This window comes from Paenibacillus sp. FSL L8-0340 (assembly GCF_038593145.1).
Lineage (GTDB): Bacteria > Bacillota > Bacilli > Paenibacillales > Paenibacillaceae > Paenibacillus_AQ.
Window position 1 is genome coordinate 2621019 of the sequence record NZ_CP151967.1, and the last position, 18203, is coordinate 2639221.

At 49.5% G+C, this 18203-nt stretch carries 15 protein-coding genes and 1 tRNA gene; 10 read left to right on the forward strand and 6 right to left on the reverse strand.

Annotation, left to right across the window (positions count from 1 at the left end; genetic code table 11):
* The first annotated feature begins 7 nt into the window (after positions 1-7).
* From NST07_RS11540 to NST07_RS11560, 5 genes are all read left to right on the forward strand, one after another.
* On the forward strand, positions 8-1873 hold the full coding sequence (locus NST07_RS11540) for a histidine kinase (RefSeq protein WP_341091750.1): 1866 nt from the start codon (positions 8-10) through the stop codon (positions 1871-1873).
* Between the two features lie 15 nt (positions 1874-1888).
* Positions 1889-2758 carry a response regulator gene (locus NST07_RS11545; RefSeq protein WP_341091752.1) on the forward strand — a complete coding sequence of 290 codons (870 nt, stop codon included), beginning with the start codon at positions 1889-1891 and terminating at the stop codon, positions 2756-2758.
* 157 nt (positions 2759-2915) lie between these two features.
* Entirely contained in the window at positions 2916-4232 is a 1317-nt protein-coding gene (locus tag NST07_RS11550; RefSeq protein ID WP_341378147.1) for an extracellular solute-binding protein, read from the forward strand.
* 274 nt (positions 4233-4506) lie between these two features.
* Positions 4507-5388 carry a sugar ABC transporter permease gene (locus NST07_RS11555; RefSeq protein ID WP_340899243.1) on the forward strand — a complete coding sequence of 294 codons (882 nt, stop codon included), beginning with the start codon at positions 4507-4509 and terminating at the stop codon, positions 5386-5388.
* A gap of 58 nt (positions 5389-5446) precedes the next feature.
* Positions 5447-6328, forward strand: coding sequence for a carbohydrate ABC transporter permease (locus NST07_RS11560; RefSeq protein WP_341091757.1), 882 nt, complete (start codon positions 5447-5449; stop codon positions 6326-6328).
* Between the two features lie 175 nt (positions 6329-6503).
* Here NST07_RS11560 and NST07_RS11565 read toward each other — a convergent pair whose 3' ends face one another.
* Entirely contained in the window at positions 6504-8219 is a 1716-nt protein-coding gene (locus NST07_RS11565) for an ABC transporter ATP-binding protein (RefSeq protein ID WP_341091759.1), read from the reverse strand.
* A 216-nt stretch (positions 8220-8435) separates the two neighbouring features.
* Between NST07_RS11565 and NST07_RS11570 the strand changes: the two genes are divergently transcribed.
* Positions 8436-8540, forward strand: a complete 105-nt coding sequence (locus tag NST07_RS11570; protein WP_218642530.1) for a YjcZ family sporulation protein — start codon at positions 8436-8438, stop codon at positions 8538-8540.
* Between the two features lie 217 nt (positions 8541-8757).
* Positions 8758-10005 carry an MFS transporter gene (locus NST07_RS11575; protein ID WP_341091760.1) on the forward strand — a complete coding sequence of 416 codons (1248 nt, stop codon included), beginning with the start codon at positions 8758-8760 and terminating at the stop codon, positions 10003-10005.
* 39 nt (positions 10006-10044) lie between these two features.
* Here the strand turns inward: NST07_RS11575 and NST07_RS11580 are convergent, their stop codons facing one another.
* The 4 genes from NST07_RS11580 to NST07_RS11595 all read right to left on the reverse strand — a co-directional run bounded on the left by NST07_RS11580 (position 10045) and on the right by NST07_RS11595 (position 14562).
* Complete coding sequence (locus tag NST07_RS11580) at positions 10045-11388, reverse strand: glycosyl hydrolase family 8 (RefSeq protein ID WP_342481611.1); 1344 nt, start codon at positions 11386-11388, stop codon at positions 10045-10047.
* 112 nt (positions 11389-11500) lie between these two features.
* The gene (locus NST07_RS11585; RefSeq protein WP_342481612.1) at positions 11501-12907 is read right to left on the reverse strand and encodes a HAMP domain-containing sensor histidine kinase; all 1407 of its coding nucleotides are present in this window, start codon (positions 12905-12907) and stop codon (positions 11501-11503) included.
* A 2-nt stretch (positions 12908-12909) separates the two neighbouring features.
* The gene (locus NST07_RS11590; RefSeq protein ID WP_341091764.1) at positions 12910-13605 is read right to left on the reverse strand and encodes a response regulator transcription factor; all 696 of its coding nucleotides are present in this window, start codon (positions 13603-13605) and stop codon (positions 12910-12912) included.
* A gap of 198 nt (positions 13606-13803) precedes the next feature.
* A complete protein-coding gene (locus tag NST07_RS11595; RefSeq protein ID WP_341091765.1) occupies positions 13804-14562 on the reverse strand; it encodes a methyltransferase domain-containing protein in 759 nt (252 codons plus the stop codon).
* 208 nt (positions 14563-14770) lie between these two features.
* Here NST07_RS11595 and NST07_RS11600 point away from each other — a divergent pair, with 208 nt between their 5' ends.
* Positions 14771-15016, forward strand: a complete 246-nt coding sequence (locus NST07_RS11600) for a hypothetical protein (RefSeq protein WP_342481613.1) — start codon at positions 14771-14773, stop codon at positions 15014-15016.
* Between the two features lie 19 nt (positions 15017-15035).
* A tRNA-Leu gene (locus NST07_RS11605) sits at positions 15036-15119 on the forward strand.
* Between the two features lie 113 nt (positions 15120-15232).
* Here the strand turns inward: NST07_RS11605 and NST07_RS11610 are convergent.
* A complete protein-coding gene (locus NST07_RS11610; protein ID WP_341091768.1) occupies positions 15233-15928 on the reverse strand; it encodes a TetR/AcrR family transcriptional regulator in 696 nt (231 codons plus the stop codon).
* A 353-nt stretch (positions 15929-16281) separates the two neighbouring features.
* On the opposite strand from NST07_RS11610, the gene NST07_RS11615 reads away from it, so the two are divergent.
* Positions 16282-17988 carry a CocE/NonD family hydrolase gene (locus tag NST07_RS11615; protein ID WP_341091771.1) on the forward strand — a complete coding sequence of 569 codons (1707 nt, stop codon included), beginning with the start codon at positions 16282-16284 and terminating at the stop codon, positions 17986-17988.
* Positions 17989-18203: the final 215 nt, after the last annotated feature.

Below are 18203 nucleotides of genomic sequence, written 5' to 3' on the forward strand. Positions count from 1 at the left end.
TGCGGAAATGAAGAAGCCGGACTGGAAGATGTTTATACCCCAGAAGCTGAGATACAGGCTGTTCGGCGCTTTTCTCATCCTTATTCTTCTGCCGTTCAGTGTGCTGAATGTATACAACTACAGGCAGATTGAATCCCTCGTCGAGGAGAAAATCAGCCAGCAGAGCCACGAGCAGCTGGTGCAGATGTATGGAACGCTGGAGGATCAGATGAGCGTAGCCTTCAAGACGCTGATCTTTCTGGAACAGGATTCGGCGGTCCGCAGTGTTCTGACAAAGCCAGGCAACCGGTCGCCTCTAGAGAATAAAGCGCTGATCGAAGAAAAATTCAAAATGCTCAACAACAGCTTTTTCCTATACAATCCTTCCGTATATTTCACCCTGCTGGACTTTCATGAGAGCGTATACACTTCTTATTTGCCGAAACAGGCGCTGGCCTACGAACCGTACCGTGAGCTCTTCCGCCGCCATCTGGGGAGCGTTGTCCCAGCAGATCAGGGCACGGTCCAAAGAGAGGCTGCCCTCCCGGGTGAAGCAGCAGCGCAAACATTGGATTCCGCAGAAGCCCAAGGCCTGTTCTACCAGTGGGATTCACGGGACGGGAACAATATGCTGCGGGAGGTATCCACCAGCCCTTATCTGCTCTCGCTTTATGCCTATATGAAGGACAGCGGAGGCAACCGCTACGGACTGGCCCGGATCAGTATCGATTATTCCTTCTGGTTCCAGTCCGTCCTCAAGGAATCCCTGAGCAGTCAGGATTATTTTCTGATTACCGGCAAGGGAGAGACTGTGGCCCGCTCCTCCAAAAAAGCGGTGCTGGCCCCGGAGATCACCCGGGAAATAGCCCTCCATCCTGCACAGGCGTATCTTACCGATGACAAGTCCGGCACACTGATCAATTATGTCTACATCGAGTCGCTGGACTGGTATATGGTCAACCGGATTCCGCTGGCCGTGTTGTTTAATGAAATTTCCGGGCTGAAGCAGCGTTATTTCCTGACGTTTTTTGCCTTCACAGCTGCATTTGTACTCATAGCCTTTATGATCTCTGCTACCTTTACCCGTCCTTTGTCGCATCTGCAGAACAAGATGAAGGATGTCGTCCGCAAAAACCTGAAAATCCGCATCCCCGAAGGCCGGAGTCATGGCGAAGTGCTGGAGCTGACCCGGACCTTCAATACAATGCTGGATGACACGAATAAGCTGATTGCCCAGTTGAAGGCAGAGGAGCGGCAGAAGGAGGCGGTTCATTTCCATATGCTGCTGGCCCAGATGAACCCGCATTTTTTGCTGAACACCTTGAACACGATGAAATGGAGCGCCATCCGCAGCGGGAATGAGGAGATCTCCGAAATGTGCGTGTCGCTGGGCAAGCTGCTGGAGGTCAGCCTGAATGCTGAGGTTGAGCTGGTCTACCTCAAGGACGAGATCGAGCTGGTTCAGGCTTACCTGCATATTCAGCGGATCCGGTATCAGGGCAGCTTTGAGGTAACCTGCGACTTTGACGATGAGCTGGAGTATGCGCTGGTGCCGAAGCTGAGCCTGCAGCCGCTGGTGGAGAATGCGATCCGCCATGGCGTCGGGCCTCTGACTGAACGGGGGCAGATCAGTATCCGTATTTACAGAAATGATAAAGCGCAGCTTACGCTGGAGGTCGGAGATAACGGTATCGGCATGGAGGAATCCAGACGCCTGCAGGTGACACGGACCCGTAAGGGGATCGGTCTGTCCAACCTGAAGGAACGGCTGCGGCTGCTCTTCAAGGGCCAAAGTGAGCTGGAGATCCTCCAGCTGTCACCGGGAACCCTGATCCGGTTCAGTATTCCCTTCCTGCTGTCGACACCTTATGTGCAGGACAAGAAGATCCAGTAAAAGGAGGAAGGTCTCATGTGGAGCGTACTGCTGGTGGAGGATGAGGTATTCGTAAGAGAGTCGGTGCGGGAGATTATTTCCTGGGAGGAGCTCGGCTTCATGGTTATCGGCGAATCCGGCAACGGGACCGAAGCGCTGGAACTAATCACGCGGGATAAACCTGATCTGGTGCTCGCGGATATCGTGATGCCTGGTCTGAACGGCATTGAGCTGTTGAAGCAGACCCGTCAAGCGGGTCTGAATACGAAATTTATTATGCTGACCTGCATGGGAGAGTTCGAATATGTCCGCCAAGCGATGGAATACGGGGCCTCCAATTATATTCTCAAGCTGTCAATGAGCGTAGGTTCATTGCGGGATACGCTGCGCAAGGTTAGCGCCGAGCTGAGTGCCGGCAGTCACCGGAATGTTGCTCTTTTGGAGGCAGACGGGATTCCAGCGGTTGTTGCAGCTTCTGCGGAAGCACCTGACACCGCTAACCCCGGACCGGGTGCGGCTTTTCCTGAAGATGAGGTGAAAAATCAGCCGCTGTCCGGCTTCGGGTCCCTGTCCGGGCCTGTTGTTTCGCATCCGGAGATTAGCAAGATCATTGAATATATCGGAGAGCATTATGACCGCGATATTACAGTCAAGTCTATGTCCCGCTATGTAATGATGGGAGAGAATTATATCAGCGCCTTATTCAAAAAGAAAACCGGGCATACACTGATCCATTATCTGCACGGTGTGCGGATGGAGAAAGCGGCAGTGTTTTTGCGGGAGACCGATCTGCCTGTGCATGAGGTGGGGCATCGGGTGGGCTTTCCGAGCGATAACTATTTCATCAAAATCTTTAAGCGCTGGACCGGATGCACCCCGAGCCAATACCGCCACCGTGAGGAATAGAAGAAATATGTGTGAGCATTTTTGCCCGGTCCCTGCTCAAATTCCGTATATTTGTTCCGCCAGGATGATGGATTTGTATCTAAAATGCCTCCAGCGTCCCTGCTAGGATGTAAGGGAAGCACAATCCATAACATAAACGGGGAGGCAGACAGAAACGATGAAAACTAAAAAAGGGTTGACCCTGCTGGCGGCATGCGTGCTGATGCTTGGGATACTGGGCGGATGCGGAGGAAACAAAAATAACACCGGTGGAGAAGCGCAGGGGAATGAAGGCAGCAAAGCGGTGAAGTTAACCATGTGGGGTGCCGTTCCGCCGGAGAACGGACCACAGGAGGTTGTGGATACCTGGAATGCGGAGCATCCTGAGATTCAGGTCGAATACGTACGTTTTGTCAATGATGATGACGGCAACCTGAAGCTTGATACCGCACTCTCGACGGGGCAGAACGTCGATCTGTTCGTCAATTATACTCTGACCAATCTGGATAAACGCATCAAGGGCGGCACTGCCCTCGACCTCGGCGAATTCAGCGACTACAACATCGACGAGAAAATGGGTGCGGATGCTGCTACCTGGAAAATAGACGATAAATACTACGGGATGCCAACCAAAAAGAATGCTTTGTTTTTTGCCTTGAACAAGGATGCGCTCGATAAAGCCGGGCTGGCCTTACCAACGGCATGGACCTGGGATGAAGCAAGAGAATATGCCGCCAAGCTGAAGGCGGAGGGGTTCAAGTACGGGCTGGTGCAGCATACGGCCTCGCTGGTTGATCCGCTGGATTCCGTTCTCGTGAAGAACGGTTATGTCAAGGCGGATGGCAGCTCTAACCTTGATGATCCGCTGATCATCAAATGGCTTGAAACGCTGAACGGAATGATGCAGGAGGATGCCACCACCCCGCCGCTTGGCGAGCAGCTGACCTCCAAGATGCCTGTGGAGAACATGTTCCTCGGCGGAGAATCAGCGATGATCAACATTGGGGAATGGCTGATCCGCAGCTCCAACAATATGACGGATTTTCCGCGTGAGTTCACCATCGCCTTTGCTCCCGTTCCAAGGCTGGCGGATAATGAAGCGGATTTCGTCAAAAGCGGCGGACTGGGCGACTTCATCTCCATCAACGCCAAATCCAAAAATAAACAAGCGGCCTGGGAGTTCCTGAAATGGTATGCCGACGGCGGCATGATTCCGATGGCGGCCGGAGGCCGCCTGCCTTCCTCCAATGCGGTGGACCAGCAGACCGCGATTACCCATCTGCTCGGCGAGCATGCGGACACCTATGATAAAGCTTCGCTTCAGTTCGTGCTCTACGGCGATAAGACGCCAACCTTTGTCCGCAGCATCGCCCAGGAAATCGTGGATATGCGCGCCCAGGAATACGAGAAATATTTCCTTGGCAGCCAGACCGCGGAACAAACGGTACAGAGTATGGTCAAACGCCACAATGAATGGCTGAAGCAGAATCAGTAAGCCGCTGCCGGTTGTGCTGCATAGAACCGTTCCCTTATGGGGAGCGGTTTTTTTAAACTTCTATTTCTCGCTGAAACGGATACCGTCCTTTTGAGGACGGCGAAGCCGTTTCCACTTGTCCACGAATAGAACATTTCCATCCGCATGCCCCTAAGCAAACAAGCTGCAAAATAAGTAATTCTGTGATATCCATTCGGTGGTTATGTTCCTTAAAAGCCGCCGTCAGGCTTGTTATGCTTAGGTCGAGATCATACAGCTAAGGAGTGGGGGAACAATGAACAAATCATGGATGAAGCGGCAGAGCAGGCTCGGCTATCTGTTTATCGGACCGAATATGCTCGGGGTCCTGTTGTTTTTTATTATACCGGCCGCCTATTCGTTTTATCTGATGTTCACCGATTACAAATTTATGGACCCGGAGATTCATTTTGTCGGTCTGGACAACATTTCGAGGATGCTGGGAGACGAGCTTTTTTATGTGGCACTGAAGAATACGCTTATCTTTCTGCTGGCCGTTCCGGTGTCGATTCTGCTGGCTTTTATAGTGGCGGTTATTCTGAACAAATCTGTTTATTTTCAAAAAACGCTGCGGGCGCTTTATTTCATGCCTTACATTACCAGCGGCGTAGCCATTGCATTTGTCTGGATGCTGCTGTTCCAGCCGACCTCGGGTCCGATTAACGGATTCCTGCGCGGTATTGGCATTAACCATCCGCCAGGGTGGCTGTCCACGACGGAAACCTCGATGTATGCGATTGACATCATCTGGATCTGGTTCATGCTGGGCTACAACATGATTATTTTTCTGGCAGCCCTGCAGGAAATTCCCGAAGAGCTGATGGAAGCCGCCAGAATTGACGGAGCCCGTCCTTGGCAGAGCATCCGCCGTATAGTCTGGCCGCTGGTGAGTCCTACAACCTTTCTGCTGCTGATCACCGGACTGATCATGACGATCAAGAACTTCGGCATCATTCAGGCGATCACCCAGGGAGGGCCGGGAAACAGCACAACGGTGCTGTCGCTGTTCATTTATCAGAATGCCTTCCGCTATTACGAGATGGGTTATGCCGCCGCCATAAGCTGGGCGCTCTTCGCGATTATCATGATCTTCACCGTGTTCCAGTGGGTTGGCCAAAAACGCTGGGTCCATTACTGAGTGGACAGTTCAGCGTCCGGGTGATGGCTTCGCCACCAAATTTTCAGGAGGATTTCCGATGCAAAAAACAACGATTAGACCGGCAGCGCCTTACCTGCAGGAGATCAAGGCTGATTCTTCCGTCAATATCCGCAAAATCATCGCTACCCTTGTGATGTCCGGTTTCGCCCTGCTGATGATTGTGCCTTTTATCTGGATGATCAGCACTTCGTTTAAGTCACCTGCGGATGTGTTCAAATATCCGGTTCAGTGGATTCCTTCCAGCTTGAATTGGGAGCATCATATCAAGGTGTGGAGCGGGAATGACAGCTTTATTACCTATTACCTGAACTCGCTGAAAATATCGCTGATCAGCACGGCCGGTGCAGTGTTCTTCTCTGCTTTTGCCGCTTACGGGTTTGCCCGGATTCAGTTCAAGGGGCGGGAGCCGCTGTTCCTGGTCTACCTGTCGATGATGATGGTTCCGCCGCAGGTGCTGTTCGTGCCGAAGTTTCTGATGTTTGATTGGGCGGGCATCTATAATACACATTGGGCGCTGATTTTGCCCGGCATGTTCACGATCTTTGGAGTGTTTATGCTGCGCCAGTTCTTCCTGTCCGTACCCGCGGAAATTTCTGAAGCGGCATTTATCGACGGGGCAGGGCATTTCCGGATCTTTTTCCGGCTGGTGCTGCCGCTGGCCAAGCCTGCCCTGGCTACTCTTGCAGTCATCGACTTTTCCTGGCACTGGAATGATTACGAGAATGCGCTGGTTTTCCTGCTAGATAAGGATTTATATACCGTTCCTCTTGGCCTGCAAAATTTCATTCTTGAGAACAACGTAGACTACAACGGCATGATGGCGGCAGCAACAGCAGGCATTATTCCGATGATTATCGTTTTTCTGCTGGGGCAGAGGTACATTATTCAAGGAGTGGCCGGCAGTGCAGTGAAGGGGTAGGGAAAGAGGCAGGTAAACGCAGAACAACCTTCCGCAATCAGCCCATAGGGCTGTAGAGCGGAAGGTTGTTCTTATTTCTGCATGATGTCCTATGTCCTATCATTCCTGCATAGGACAATTCTCGGCCTTACGTTGCGCTATTGTTTCCTTGAGCATTTATTTCATTCTCTGCGTTTTACGCATTATACTGCGCCTGGTACAGGCGGCTGTAAGTGCCTCCGGCGTTGACCAGCTCTTCGTGGCGGCCTTCCTCGGAGATGCCGTCTTCGTTTACAACAATAATCCGGTCAGCATTTTTGATCGTCGTGAGACGGTGGGCAATCACAAGGGTGGTACGGCCCACCGACAGGTCAGCCAGCGACTGCTGGATGGCGGCTTCTGTTTCCGTATCCAGCGCCGAGGTGGCTTCATCCAGAATCAGGATTGGAGGGTTCTTAAGGAACATTCTTGCGATGGCCAGGCGCTGCTTTTGTCCCCCGGACAGTTTCACGCCGCGTTCCCCGATCACTGTATCCATGCCATCCGGCAGGCTGCTAATCAGCTCTTCCAGGTGGGCGCGTTTGGCAGCTTCCCAGATTTCCGGAAGCTCCGCATCCAGCTTGCCGTAGGCGATATTCTCATGGATTGTGCCGGAGAACAGGAAGACGTCCTGCTGCACAATCCCGATTTGCTTGCGCAGCGAATTCAGCTTCATGTCACGGATGTCTATTCCGTCGATGGAGATGCTGCCGCCGGTGACGTCATAGAAGCGGGGCAGCAGGCTGCAGATTGTGGTTTTGCCCGCGCCGGAAGGGCCGACAAAAGCAATCGTATCCCCGGCGTTGACCTTCAGGCTGATCTCCTGCAGTACCGAACGATTGTCGTCATAGCCGAAGCTGACGTTTCCGAAGATAATATCTCCGCGCAGCGAACCGACTTCCACCGCACCCGGCTTATCGGCGATATCCGGCTCTGTATCAATCACCTCAAGATAACGCTTGAACCCGGCAATACCTTTCGGATAGCTCTCGATAACGGCATTGATTTTCTCAATCGGCCGGAAAAAGACATTGGACAACAGGATGAAAGCAACAAACTCCCCGATCTCCAGCTCTCCCTGAATAAAGAACCAGGCGCCGCAGACCATGACCACAATTGTAATCAGGCGTGTCATCATATAACTGACTGACGAGCTTTTGGCCATCAGCTTGTAGGCCATCAATTTGGTCTGGCGGAACATTTGGTTATCAACAGCGAACAGTTCTTTTTCATATTCTTCATTGGCAAAGGACTGCACCACGCGGATTCCCCCGACATTGTCCTCGATCCGGGCATTGAAATTGCCTACGTTGCCGAATAGCCGGTGGTAGGTAGAGGTCATGCTGCGTCCAAAATGGATGATGACCCAAGCCATAATCGGCACGATAATGAACGTGATCACGGCCAGCTTCATATTGATATCGGCCATCAGGATAAAGGCTCCGATCAGCGTCATCACGGCAATGAACACATCCTCAGGACCGTGATGCGCCACCTCGCCGATATCGTTCAAATCATTGGTAATCCTACCGAGCAAATGCCCGGTTTTATTGTTATCGAAGAAGCGGAAGGAGAGCTTCTGGATATGATCAAACATCTTTTTGCGCATATCTGTTTCAATGTTTATTCCCAGCATGTGCCCCCAATAGGTGACAACATAATTCATTGCGGTATTAAGAGCGTAGATGGCAAGCAGGGCAACGCTGGCGATCAGAATTAACGACCAGTCTTGTCCGGGGAGCAGATCATCAATAAATTTATTCACGGCCACCGGAAAGGCCAGCTCTAAAAGCCCCGCACCCACCGCACAGGTGAAGTCGAGAACAAACAGCTTCTTATAAGGACGATAATAGGAAAAAAAACGACGCAGCATCTCTTGTTCACTCTTTTCTGTAATGTTATGTATTCTAGTTGAGAGTGATTCTCAACTACCTTTATTCTTAGGATACTAAAGAGGGTTGTCCGATTTGTCAACCGCAAGAATAATTTAAATTGCAGGGGAAGTGAGTAAGTTCTTGTCGTTTCACCCAGACCAGACTGGATATTTCCACATATTTTAAAAGTATTCAAGTATAAAGGAGGAGTTAACATGAGCGAAAATGTTGGAGGATACGGCGGTGCTTTCACTTCCACTGGAGCGATTCTGGTGTTGTTCATCCTGCTCGTAATCATCACTAAATCTCTCTGGGTATAATCAGCTGAATTAATCTTCAGCAAAGCGGCCGGTCCTTTTGGACCGGCCGCTTTTCAGATGGAAGGCCGTATAGTTAAGCTATCCTAAGAATCCAAGAAGCTGTGCGCCGGCATACATAAGGGGGTATAATGTAACAAAGTGTGATACATAAAACAGCTTCATTTCCGTACAAGCCCGGTGCTTAACGGATTTTTTCGCTGCAATCAGGAGGAGCCTCATGAAAGCAAGGCAAGAAGACCGCAAGATTCAGACTTCATTATCCACCTTATCCCAAGGAAACGCCGGATCTAAACGTATTCTGCTCGTGGTCGGCATTGTTTTTGTCGCAGCGGCGCTGCGGGCCCCGTTCACCTCTGTCGGACCGTTGCTGGAGATGATCCGCGATGATCTGGGATTATCCAATACACTTGCCGGAGCAATAACTACACTTCCGCTGCTCGCTTTTGCGCTGCTGTCCCCATTTGCTCCGCAGCTCGCCCGCCGTTTTGGCCTTGCCAACGTGCTAATGCTGGCGCTGCTGGCATTGTCGATGGGAATCCTGATCCGTTCCGCCTCGGGAACCCTCACATTGTTCGCAGGCACCGCAATCATCGGGCTGTCGATTGCGGTGTGCAATGTGCTGCTGCCGGGACTGATCAAGGGCAAGTTTCCCGGACGTATCGGTCTTCTAACCGGGATTTATACGGTTTCGATGAATTTATGCGCAGCGGTGGCTTCCGGTATTAGTGTTCCGATAGCGGACCAGGCAGGGCTCGGGTGGCGGGGCACACTTGCCCTATGGTTCATTGTCGCTGCACTGGCCACTCTATTCTGGATTCCGCAGATGAAGAGCCTGGGCCAAGGCAGCGGAACAAGCACGCCCGGTTCAGCAGGGAAAATGTGGCGTTCGCCGCTCGCCTGGCAGGTTACCTTATTTATGGGCCTGCAATCTCTGCTTTATTACGTTCTGATTGCCTGGTTCTCGGTCATTCTCGGTGAGCGGGGCATGTCCTCCAGCCATGCGGGCTGGATCCTTTCACTGCTGCAGCTGGCCCAGCTGCCGTTTACTTTTTTTGTTCCTTTATGGGCAGGCAAACTGAAGAACCAGCGGGGGCTGGTTGTCATTACGGCTGTTTTGTTCATGGCCGGAATCTCCGGCGTTTGGTTCGGCAGCAGCGCATGGATGCCGGTATGGGCGATCTGTATCGGCATTGCCGGAGGTTTTGCCTTTGGACTGGCAATGATGTTCTTCAGCTTGCGCACCCGCAGCACTCAGGAGGCAAGCGAGCTGTCGGGAATGGCCCAGTCGATCGGCTATCTGCTGGCAGCCATGGGACCGGCACTGTTCGGGCTGCTTCATGACGCTACGAACAGCTGGAACGGTCCGTTGGCACTGCTCGCAGCAGCAAGTGTTCTGCTGCTTGTGGCGGGGCTGGGAGCCGGAAGCAGCCGATTTGTAGGAGATGCAACAGAACCCGCCAAATAACGGCAGGTTCTGTTGTGCTGTGACAATCTGCCTAATGTCTTAATTACTTGCGTCAGTGGGGTCCCACCAATTTCCGGAAATTGTAATCATGCAGAGCAATCTAATGCTGTTGCCATAGTAGGAATTGGACGATGTCGGCGCATTGACAATACTTTTCCATAGTGCATTCAGCCAATTTTGATTGCTGGAGTCTACCATGGCGCTAACTGCAAACGGTGCGGAAAAGGCAATTGCGGGATCGTTGTCGTCAAGCGGATCACCGTTCAATTTGTATCCTGCTACAATTTTGCTTGGATTGCCATTTGTTTTTTTGGATATCCATGCATTCGTTAGCTTTGTCTGGTTCAATGCGCGCGTATCTCCTGAAAGTAAATAATCGACAGGAACTCTCCATGGAACCCGTGCCGCATTCCAGCTAAAGTACCCGTCCCTGTCTGTTTCCAGAAGATTTGGAGGCGAAGGGGCGTAACCCCTGTTACTCCATACCACAAAATCAGGGAGTAAGCCGGTGGAGGGGCTGTATTTAGTGGAGATCGTTTGGATAATCCCGTAAGTGTTGTCAGCGACTTTAGCCCAGTTGGGATCACCGGCAGCATTCCCGAATGCCCGAAGATGGCTCAACATAAAGTCGGAGGGACGGGTGGCAAGGCCGTAATCGGGATCGCTATTTTCTACCCAATCGCCGAATTTCAAGCTCCATTTCTGCTGATTCACATCTTCTTTCATGATCGCAGCTATGGCTGCCTTGCCCTCGCTCAAGTAATCAATTGGGCCGCTGCTTCCCCACTGCTTGTCCGCGAGCAGCAATGCATAGGCGATATCCATGTCTCCATCAGTAGCAGAACGGCTTCCATCATCGCTGTCGCTAGGCGGTGTGTCAATAATATCTCCCGCACCGGTCTTAATCTGCTGCCAGGCCATTAAGGCCGGGTTATTTACGCTTGGATGCGCTTTATAGAACCGATAGAGACCGTCAAAATAATCTTTTGCCAGCGGGTCGTGACCGGCCATCAAGGCGGAGATTAACATGCCATAACCGTGACCCTCCGAGCAGGATACGGCATTATCCGGGGCAGCTTCCTTTTCCAGGTTGTAGAAAACGTAGTATTGATCCGATTTTTTGGGATGTTTTTTTAAATATCTCGTTTTCCATTCATCATATTTTTTACGCACCTCGTCATCCAGCTGGTTTTGGGAAACATAGTTGGGCTTGATGGTACCCGCCTGGTATTGCTCATGTTCCGGGAAGGGGTGCATGGCTTGTACGGCAGAGGACGAGACTTCCCCGGAAAATAGAGGCTGAGGTGCTTCTGCCGCTTCAGCCTGCAACGAAAAGGCCAAACACGATAGAACGGTTACAGTTGAAAGAATTCGCTTGAACAATAACATCAACTCCCCTTACTCAAAATAGGTGGTAGGCTCATGGTTGTATGATTCACAGCCTAAACATAACAGACCAGACTTTCGCGATTCTAAAACGAAACTTAATGTAGCCTTAAATTTGGGGAAGAAAGATGTGGAAGATCGTAGTTTCTTCTGTTGTACCCAGGAGCTGAATTGAACCTTGATGCAGATGGACAATTTTTTGGGCGATCGCCAGCCCCAGGCCTGTACCTCCGTCATTGGACCGGGCCTTGTCCCCTCTGACGAAGGGTTCGAAAATAATGGATTGCGTGTGCGCGGGAATCCCGTTCCCGTTGTCTGCGAACTCCAGGTAGAGGCCGTCAGGCTGAACCTCCAAAGTGATCCGCAAGCGGGTGCCTGCCGGATTGTAGCGCACCGCATTTGCGATCAGGTTGCTGAATACACGTCCCATTTGCTTTCGGTCGAAAGGATAGAGCACCACTGCTTCAGGTATTCCCACCTCCAGTTCAATCCCCTTGTCCTCGATTTCCGAGAGATGGTCCAGTATGGTTTCACGCATACATTCACCGATGTCCTGTTCTTTTTTGTCCAAAATAAATTCAGGATGGTCAAGCTGTGTCATCTCAAACAATGTATCCAGCAGGGCATTCACCCGTTTGGCTTTATTATAGATGGACTGCAGATAGCTTTTTTGCTTGTCTGCATCTTTCACCATTCCTTCATGCAGCGCTTTTGCATAACCGTATAAGGTGGAGATGGGTGTTTTCAGGTCATGGGAAATATCGGCCAGCATTCTCTGCCTGTCCAGTTCCATCCGCTTTTTTTGTTCGCCGGCCCGTTCGAGCTTCTCAGCCATACCATTCAAGGTATCACGGATTTGCAGAAATTCGCTTTCCAGCTTAAAATCAAGGCGAACTGTATAATCACCTGCTTTTAAGCGGTCAATCCCTCCGGCAATCTTTGCCAGCGGATAACTTATTTTTCTTGCTGTCCATCTACTGTATACAAAAATAACAATGGTGGAGAGGAGGATAAATCCAAGTACAGCTTGGGCGTTATAACGTTGAATGTGCTTATCCCGTAGGGTGCCGCTCTGTTTGCTCCAGATGCTCACTTCCAACTGATCAACAGGGATCTTCACGACATAGGTATACAAAACTCCTTTTCGCAAAAAAGAAGCAACTGAGCTGATATAAGGGGCATACTCCGGGTCTTTGTCCAGCAGCATCAACTCCGGTGTGGACTTGTCCAGGGGCGTCCCGATATATTGCGTAATCAGTTTCCGGGAATCCAGAACTTCGATCCACCCGTTGACTTTCTTGATATCATCAAACAAGGAGTTCAATCTCTCGGCATCATTATTTGCATCCACCAAATTCTGTGCCGTCACCACATCCATCTCTGTCTCTGCGTAGCTCTGGTCAGCTCCTTTGGATGCATATAATATACTAAGGATTCCAATGACACTGATGACGATGACCAAGAGGAAGTAATGAATACGCAGCATCGTCCGGACGCCTGTGTTTCTCCGGCACATCCTCAGCATCTCTTTTCAAATCTGTAGCCAAGCCCCCGGATCGTTGTTAAATAGACCGGTTTCCTTGGCTCATCTTCGATTTTATCGCGCAGCTTGCTTATGTACACCAACAGGGTGTTGTCGTCGCCAAACCACTGCTGCCAGACACTGTCAAGGAGCTGCCGCTTCGTAAATACCCGCCCCGGATTCTCCATAAAATGAAGCAGCAATTTATACTCAATGGAAGTCAGCGTTGTCAGTTGCCCGTTTTTGTACAATAGGCATCCGGCTTTATCAAGGACCAGTCCGCCAATCTCCACCAGCTCGGAAGCTGCAGTAGTCTCCGTTTGGACATATTGATTTCTTCTTAACTGGGCTTCTATTCGCGCCACAACCTCCAATGGATTGAAGGGCTTTGTGATATAATCGTCAGCACCAATTTTGAGTCCCAGAATTTTATCATGATCCTGCACACGCGCAGACAGCAGAATAACCGGTACCGACAAGGACTGGCGCAATTCCTTCACGACCTGAAATCCGTCACATTCAGGCATCATGATATCCAGCACAATTAAATGAATGGTGTGATTTTGTACGATTTCCAGAGCTTCCTTCCCGTCAAAAGCCTCAAGCACATGGTATCCTTCGTTCTCTATATACAATTTCAACAAATCGACGACCTCTCTTTCATCGTCTACTATCAGTATTGTTTGACTCATCGGAAATCCTCCTCGCTCACGTAACTTATCAGCAAAGCTTAGTTGCGTCTTTATTGTAGCTAATAATCGTGGAAAGGGATATAATGTCCCCCGATCCCAAGACGAGAATGGGGAGCAACAGGCAAAGAAGAAACGGTATGCGGGTATGAAGAAACAAAGAGCGCACCGGAAATTAACCTCCGGTGCGCTCTTTGTTTCTTAGTGCTTCTTGGCGGCAATCCGGATTCTGCGGTAATCCATGATCCAGCCGCCTTCTTGGAACAGAACGGGCTTCAGCTCCTTTTCCATGAAAGCCAGCACATCCTCACGCTGCGGGCTGCTGAGCACGCTCAGAATTCCATCCGCAAAGGTGTTCAGCCAACGGGTGAAACCCTGCTCACCTCCGGCAAGCGGTGTTGGCCGGCCGAAGCATAGGGCAAGTTCAACGGTCATCCCGTTCCGTTCCAGGAGTGACGAGTATTCCCCGATGCTGGGGAAATACCAGGGCAGCTTCAGCTTGCCGCTGCACCCGATGGCGGCAAAAGCACGCGGCAGACCGTTAACGACCGAGGCGATGTTTCCTTGCCCGCCGAATTCGGCAATGAACCGCCCTCCGGTCCGCAGGCTGGCGGCAATGCTTGCAGCGGCCCCTTGCGCATCCTGCAGCCAATGCAGAGCAGCATTGCTGAAGACGGCGTCGGCGGGAACATCTGCACAATAGGACTGGCCATCCGCCAGCACAAATTCCAGCTGCGGATGTTTGCTGCGGGCAGCGCTTATCATCTCAGGGGATGCATCAATCCCTGTAACAGCTGCCCCATGATCAGCGATGGCAGCGGCCAAATCTCCAGTGCCGCAGCCCCAATCGAGAATTCGTTCGCCCGGCTGCGGCTGCAGCAGATGAATTAAAGATTCCCCGAAGCGGGATACAAAGGCCATATCCGTATCATAGGTTCCGGTATTCCATTGCTGATTCATCAGAAGTCTCCTTTCAGGTCAAACAGGAATACTTCTGTTGTATCATGCGTTATCTTATAAGTGAAATATATAAATCGAATAGAGTTTATTGGTTATGCCTATCATCAGTTTCAACCGGATTCACCCCCCTGCTTCGAATAAGGCAGAGCAGCTACCGTATAAGCTGAACAGGATCAGGCTGACCGATGAGATCAGGCTCAAAGATCGAATGAAGGCATCAGGCAGTCTGCCGCTGATCCAGCAGATAATAGCAGATAACAGCAGCCACCAGCAGCAGGAGCCGAGCACAATTCCTGCCGGGAGGAACAGGGAAGACCCGACAGTATTTCCAAGAGAAGCTGCGAGCGCCATGAAGCTTAGAATGGTAGCCGGATTAGCCAAAGTCAGAAATGCTTCGAAAATAAAACTTGCATATTACATCAAAAGGGAGTATATTCTTAATTACGGTGATTAAATCGCTGCATACATAATACGCGGTCATGGCGGAATTGGCAGACGCGCTGGCTTCAGGTGCCAGTGATAGCAATATCGTGGAGGTTCGAGTCCTCTTGACCGCATCATAGTTTACAAATCAAACCCTTCTTCGGAAGGGTTTTTTATTTTGCGTTTTGCAGGGTATGGTTGTGCCGCTCGAATAATGAAAATGGGTGTCTAGCGTCTTAGTCAGATCTTACGTACCTTTGGGGTCACATGTTGACCCTTTCAAGCCTCCGTTCGGTTTATCTTGCTGGCAGTATAGTTGTGGGGGAGGCGTTTTATCGACCTGTGTCATCCGATTATACATGTCCGTCCCTTCTCTTGTTAAATGAGGCAATATAAGGCTCCACAGGATGGAAAAGACACTTTTTTGCTTTGGAAGAAATTTTTGGAGAAGAATTATTTCCTGTGTCCCATACATATTGAGCGATAATAAAGAAATGGACAAATCTTCATATTGTCCGGCATATAATTCTTCTTTCATAATTCCATTATTAACAAATATGGTAAATGTATCGGTAAAAAGTGTATAGAAATCATTAACAACCTTAATTTGCATATCAGCGATCTCAGGATACAGCTTAGGCAATTCTGTAAAACTGGAGAAATAAAAGAAATATTTTTCGCGGAATGCACTAAGGATTAAAAACTGCTGATTCAGCCCTTGGATAGAAACGTCCGCAGAGAAATTTAAGTTTTGATATTCTTCATATTGCCTTGCCATAACACCAATCATGAGGTCTTGTTTTTTTTTGAAATGGTATGTCAAATTACCAGGACTAATATTTAGCGCATCGGAAATATCCCTCAATGTTACATATGCATATCCTTTTTTATTAAATAATTCAATTGAAGTCTCAAGGATCTTATCTCTTAAATTATTATCCATGCCTATCTCCTTTATAGCGTTTGTGATATGCACTTGAAATCAAAAGCATTATATCATAAATTGGCCCTACAAGCCGAAATAAGTAGCTTGATTAAGCATATGGAAGGATTCGAGAGATGATTGCCGAGAATTCTCAGCTAAGTATGATTTTCTCGAAAAAGATCAGAGTTGAATTAGTGTACTCGTAGGAATACACTTGCTTTAGTACATGTGTACTAATATTTGGAGGGAAATGTATCCGGCATATACAACACATCTTATAAGGAAAGTTCACATGCTATTAAACAGGACACAGGAGAACACAGCTTATTGATTAACTGGTTTCAAGAAAAACTATCAAATGGAGGCAAGCTATGAATCCTCTGCCTATCGACACTAACGAAAGAAGTAATCACTTTTATGAGCTTACCTGGAAGGAAGTTAAGATTCCTATGAGAGATGGGAATTATCTCGCCGCAAATCTTTATCAGCCTAATGCGGACGGGGATTTTCCAGTAATCATGACGATGTGTCCGTATGGAAAGGATACGCATTTCTCGCAATTTGCTCCTGCTAACCCGACGGTTGCAATAGAATATACCCATTTGCAGGATAAAGGGCCGTTACTTAGCTGGGAAACACCAAATCCTGAATATTGGGTGCCACAAGGGTATGCTGTATTACGAGTAGATGAACGTGGTATCGGTAATTCTCCAGGGAAGCTTGATATATTATCAAGTGCTTTAAAGAAGGATTATTATGATGCAATCGAATGGGCTGGAACGCAAGCCTGGAGCAATGGACGGATAGGACTGCTGGGCATCTCCTACTTGGCAATGAGCCAATGGGCTGTGGCATCCGAACAACCTCCACATTTAGCGTGCATCATACCTTGGGAAGGTACAGTAGATTATTATGCGGATTTCTGTTATCCGGGTGGAATTCAAGTAAACGGCTTTCTTTCATTCTGGTGGGAAAACGGAGTTTTGACACATCAATACAATCCCGGTGGAAGCCTTTCTGAGGAACAACTGCAGGACAATCGCATTGATTTCCCGGAGATGGTCAAAAACAATCCATTACGTGATCAATCGTGGACGAATCGGTTCTCTGATCTAAGCAAAGTAGAGGTACCTTTATTATCCGCAAGCAACTGGTTTAGCGCTGGAATGCATACCCGGGGGAACTTTCTGGGATTTCAGAATGCAGCATCGGAGCACAAGTGGCTTGAAGTTCATATCGGCAGCCATGTTGGTGAATTCTATACCGCTCAGGGTCGTGAGCTGCAGAAAAAATTCCTCGATTATTGGCTCAAGGGAATCGATACCGGCATAACGAGGGAGCCGAAGGTGAAGCTTGCCATTCCCCGCGGAGGTAATAGCTACACATGGCGCTACGAGAATGAGTATCCGCTTAAGCGTACCCAATGGACACGATTTTACCTTGATGCAAGCTCAAAGCTGCTTTCAGTGGAACTTCCGCAAGCCAAGAGCCAGCTTTGCTATGATGGCGATAAGGAGCGCGAGTCCAGGCACTGGGCCGGGCCCTTTATGGTGAAAGCATTCTCGAGAGAGGAAAACAACTCCAAGCGTATTCTGTTTGAAACGGCTCCGTTCGAGAACGAAACAGAGATTCTGGGACCTATCAAGCTCCGCTTGTGGGCATCGTCAACTACAGATGATATGGATATTTTTGTATCTTTGCGCAACATTGACCCTCTTGGCAATGAGGTAGTTAATTCAGGAGCACTAACGGATCAATTTCCCATTAGCCAAGGCTGGCTACGCGCTTCCTTACGTAAAACAGATGATCAATTATCGGCGGAATATAAGCCCTACTACAGCTTCGATGAGATTCAAAAACTGATTCCCGGGGAAGTCTACCCCTTGGATATAGAGATATGGGATAGCGCGATTGTTGTATCTAAAGGAAATCGGCTGCTCCTGGAAATTGGCAGCCAGAATCAGAGCGGCTGCGCACTGCTGACTCAGACGGCGGATGACAGGGTTTGGGAAGCAGACGTTACTCTATATACAGGGGATGAATTTGATTCTTATTTATTGCTGCCGATCATACCCTAACTGGATTTAACATGATATGCTTATCTTTGCTCAGATTTTAGTTTTTTTATTCCATGTCATTGAGATCTTCCCTGCCATATGTTCATGATGCGAATTACCGATTTGGCGCGTATAGAGAACGGAAATACATACTAACCTTAATCCTTGAGCAATCTTGAGATGCAGTGAGCTTTCTAGCCGCTGCTTCTTTTTTTGCCTATCCGTTCCTCCGGGTC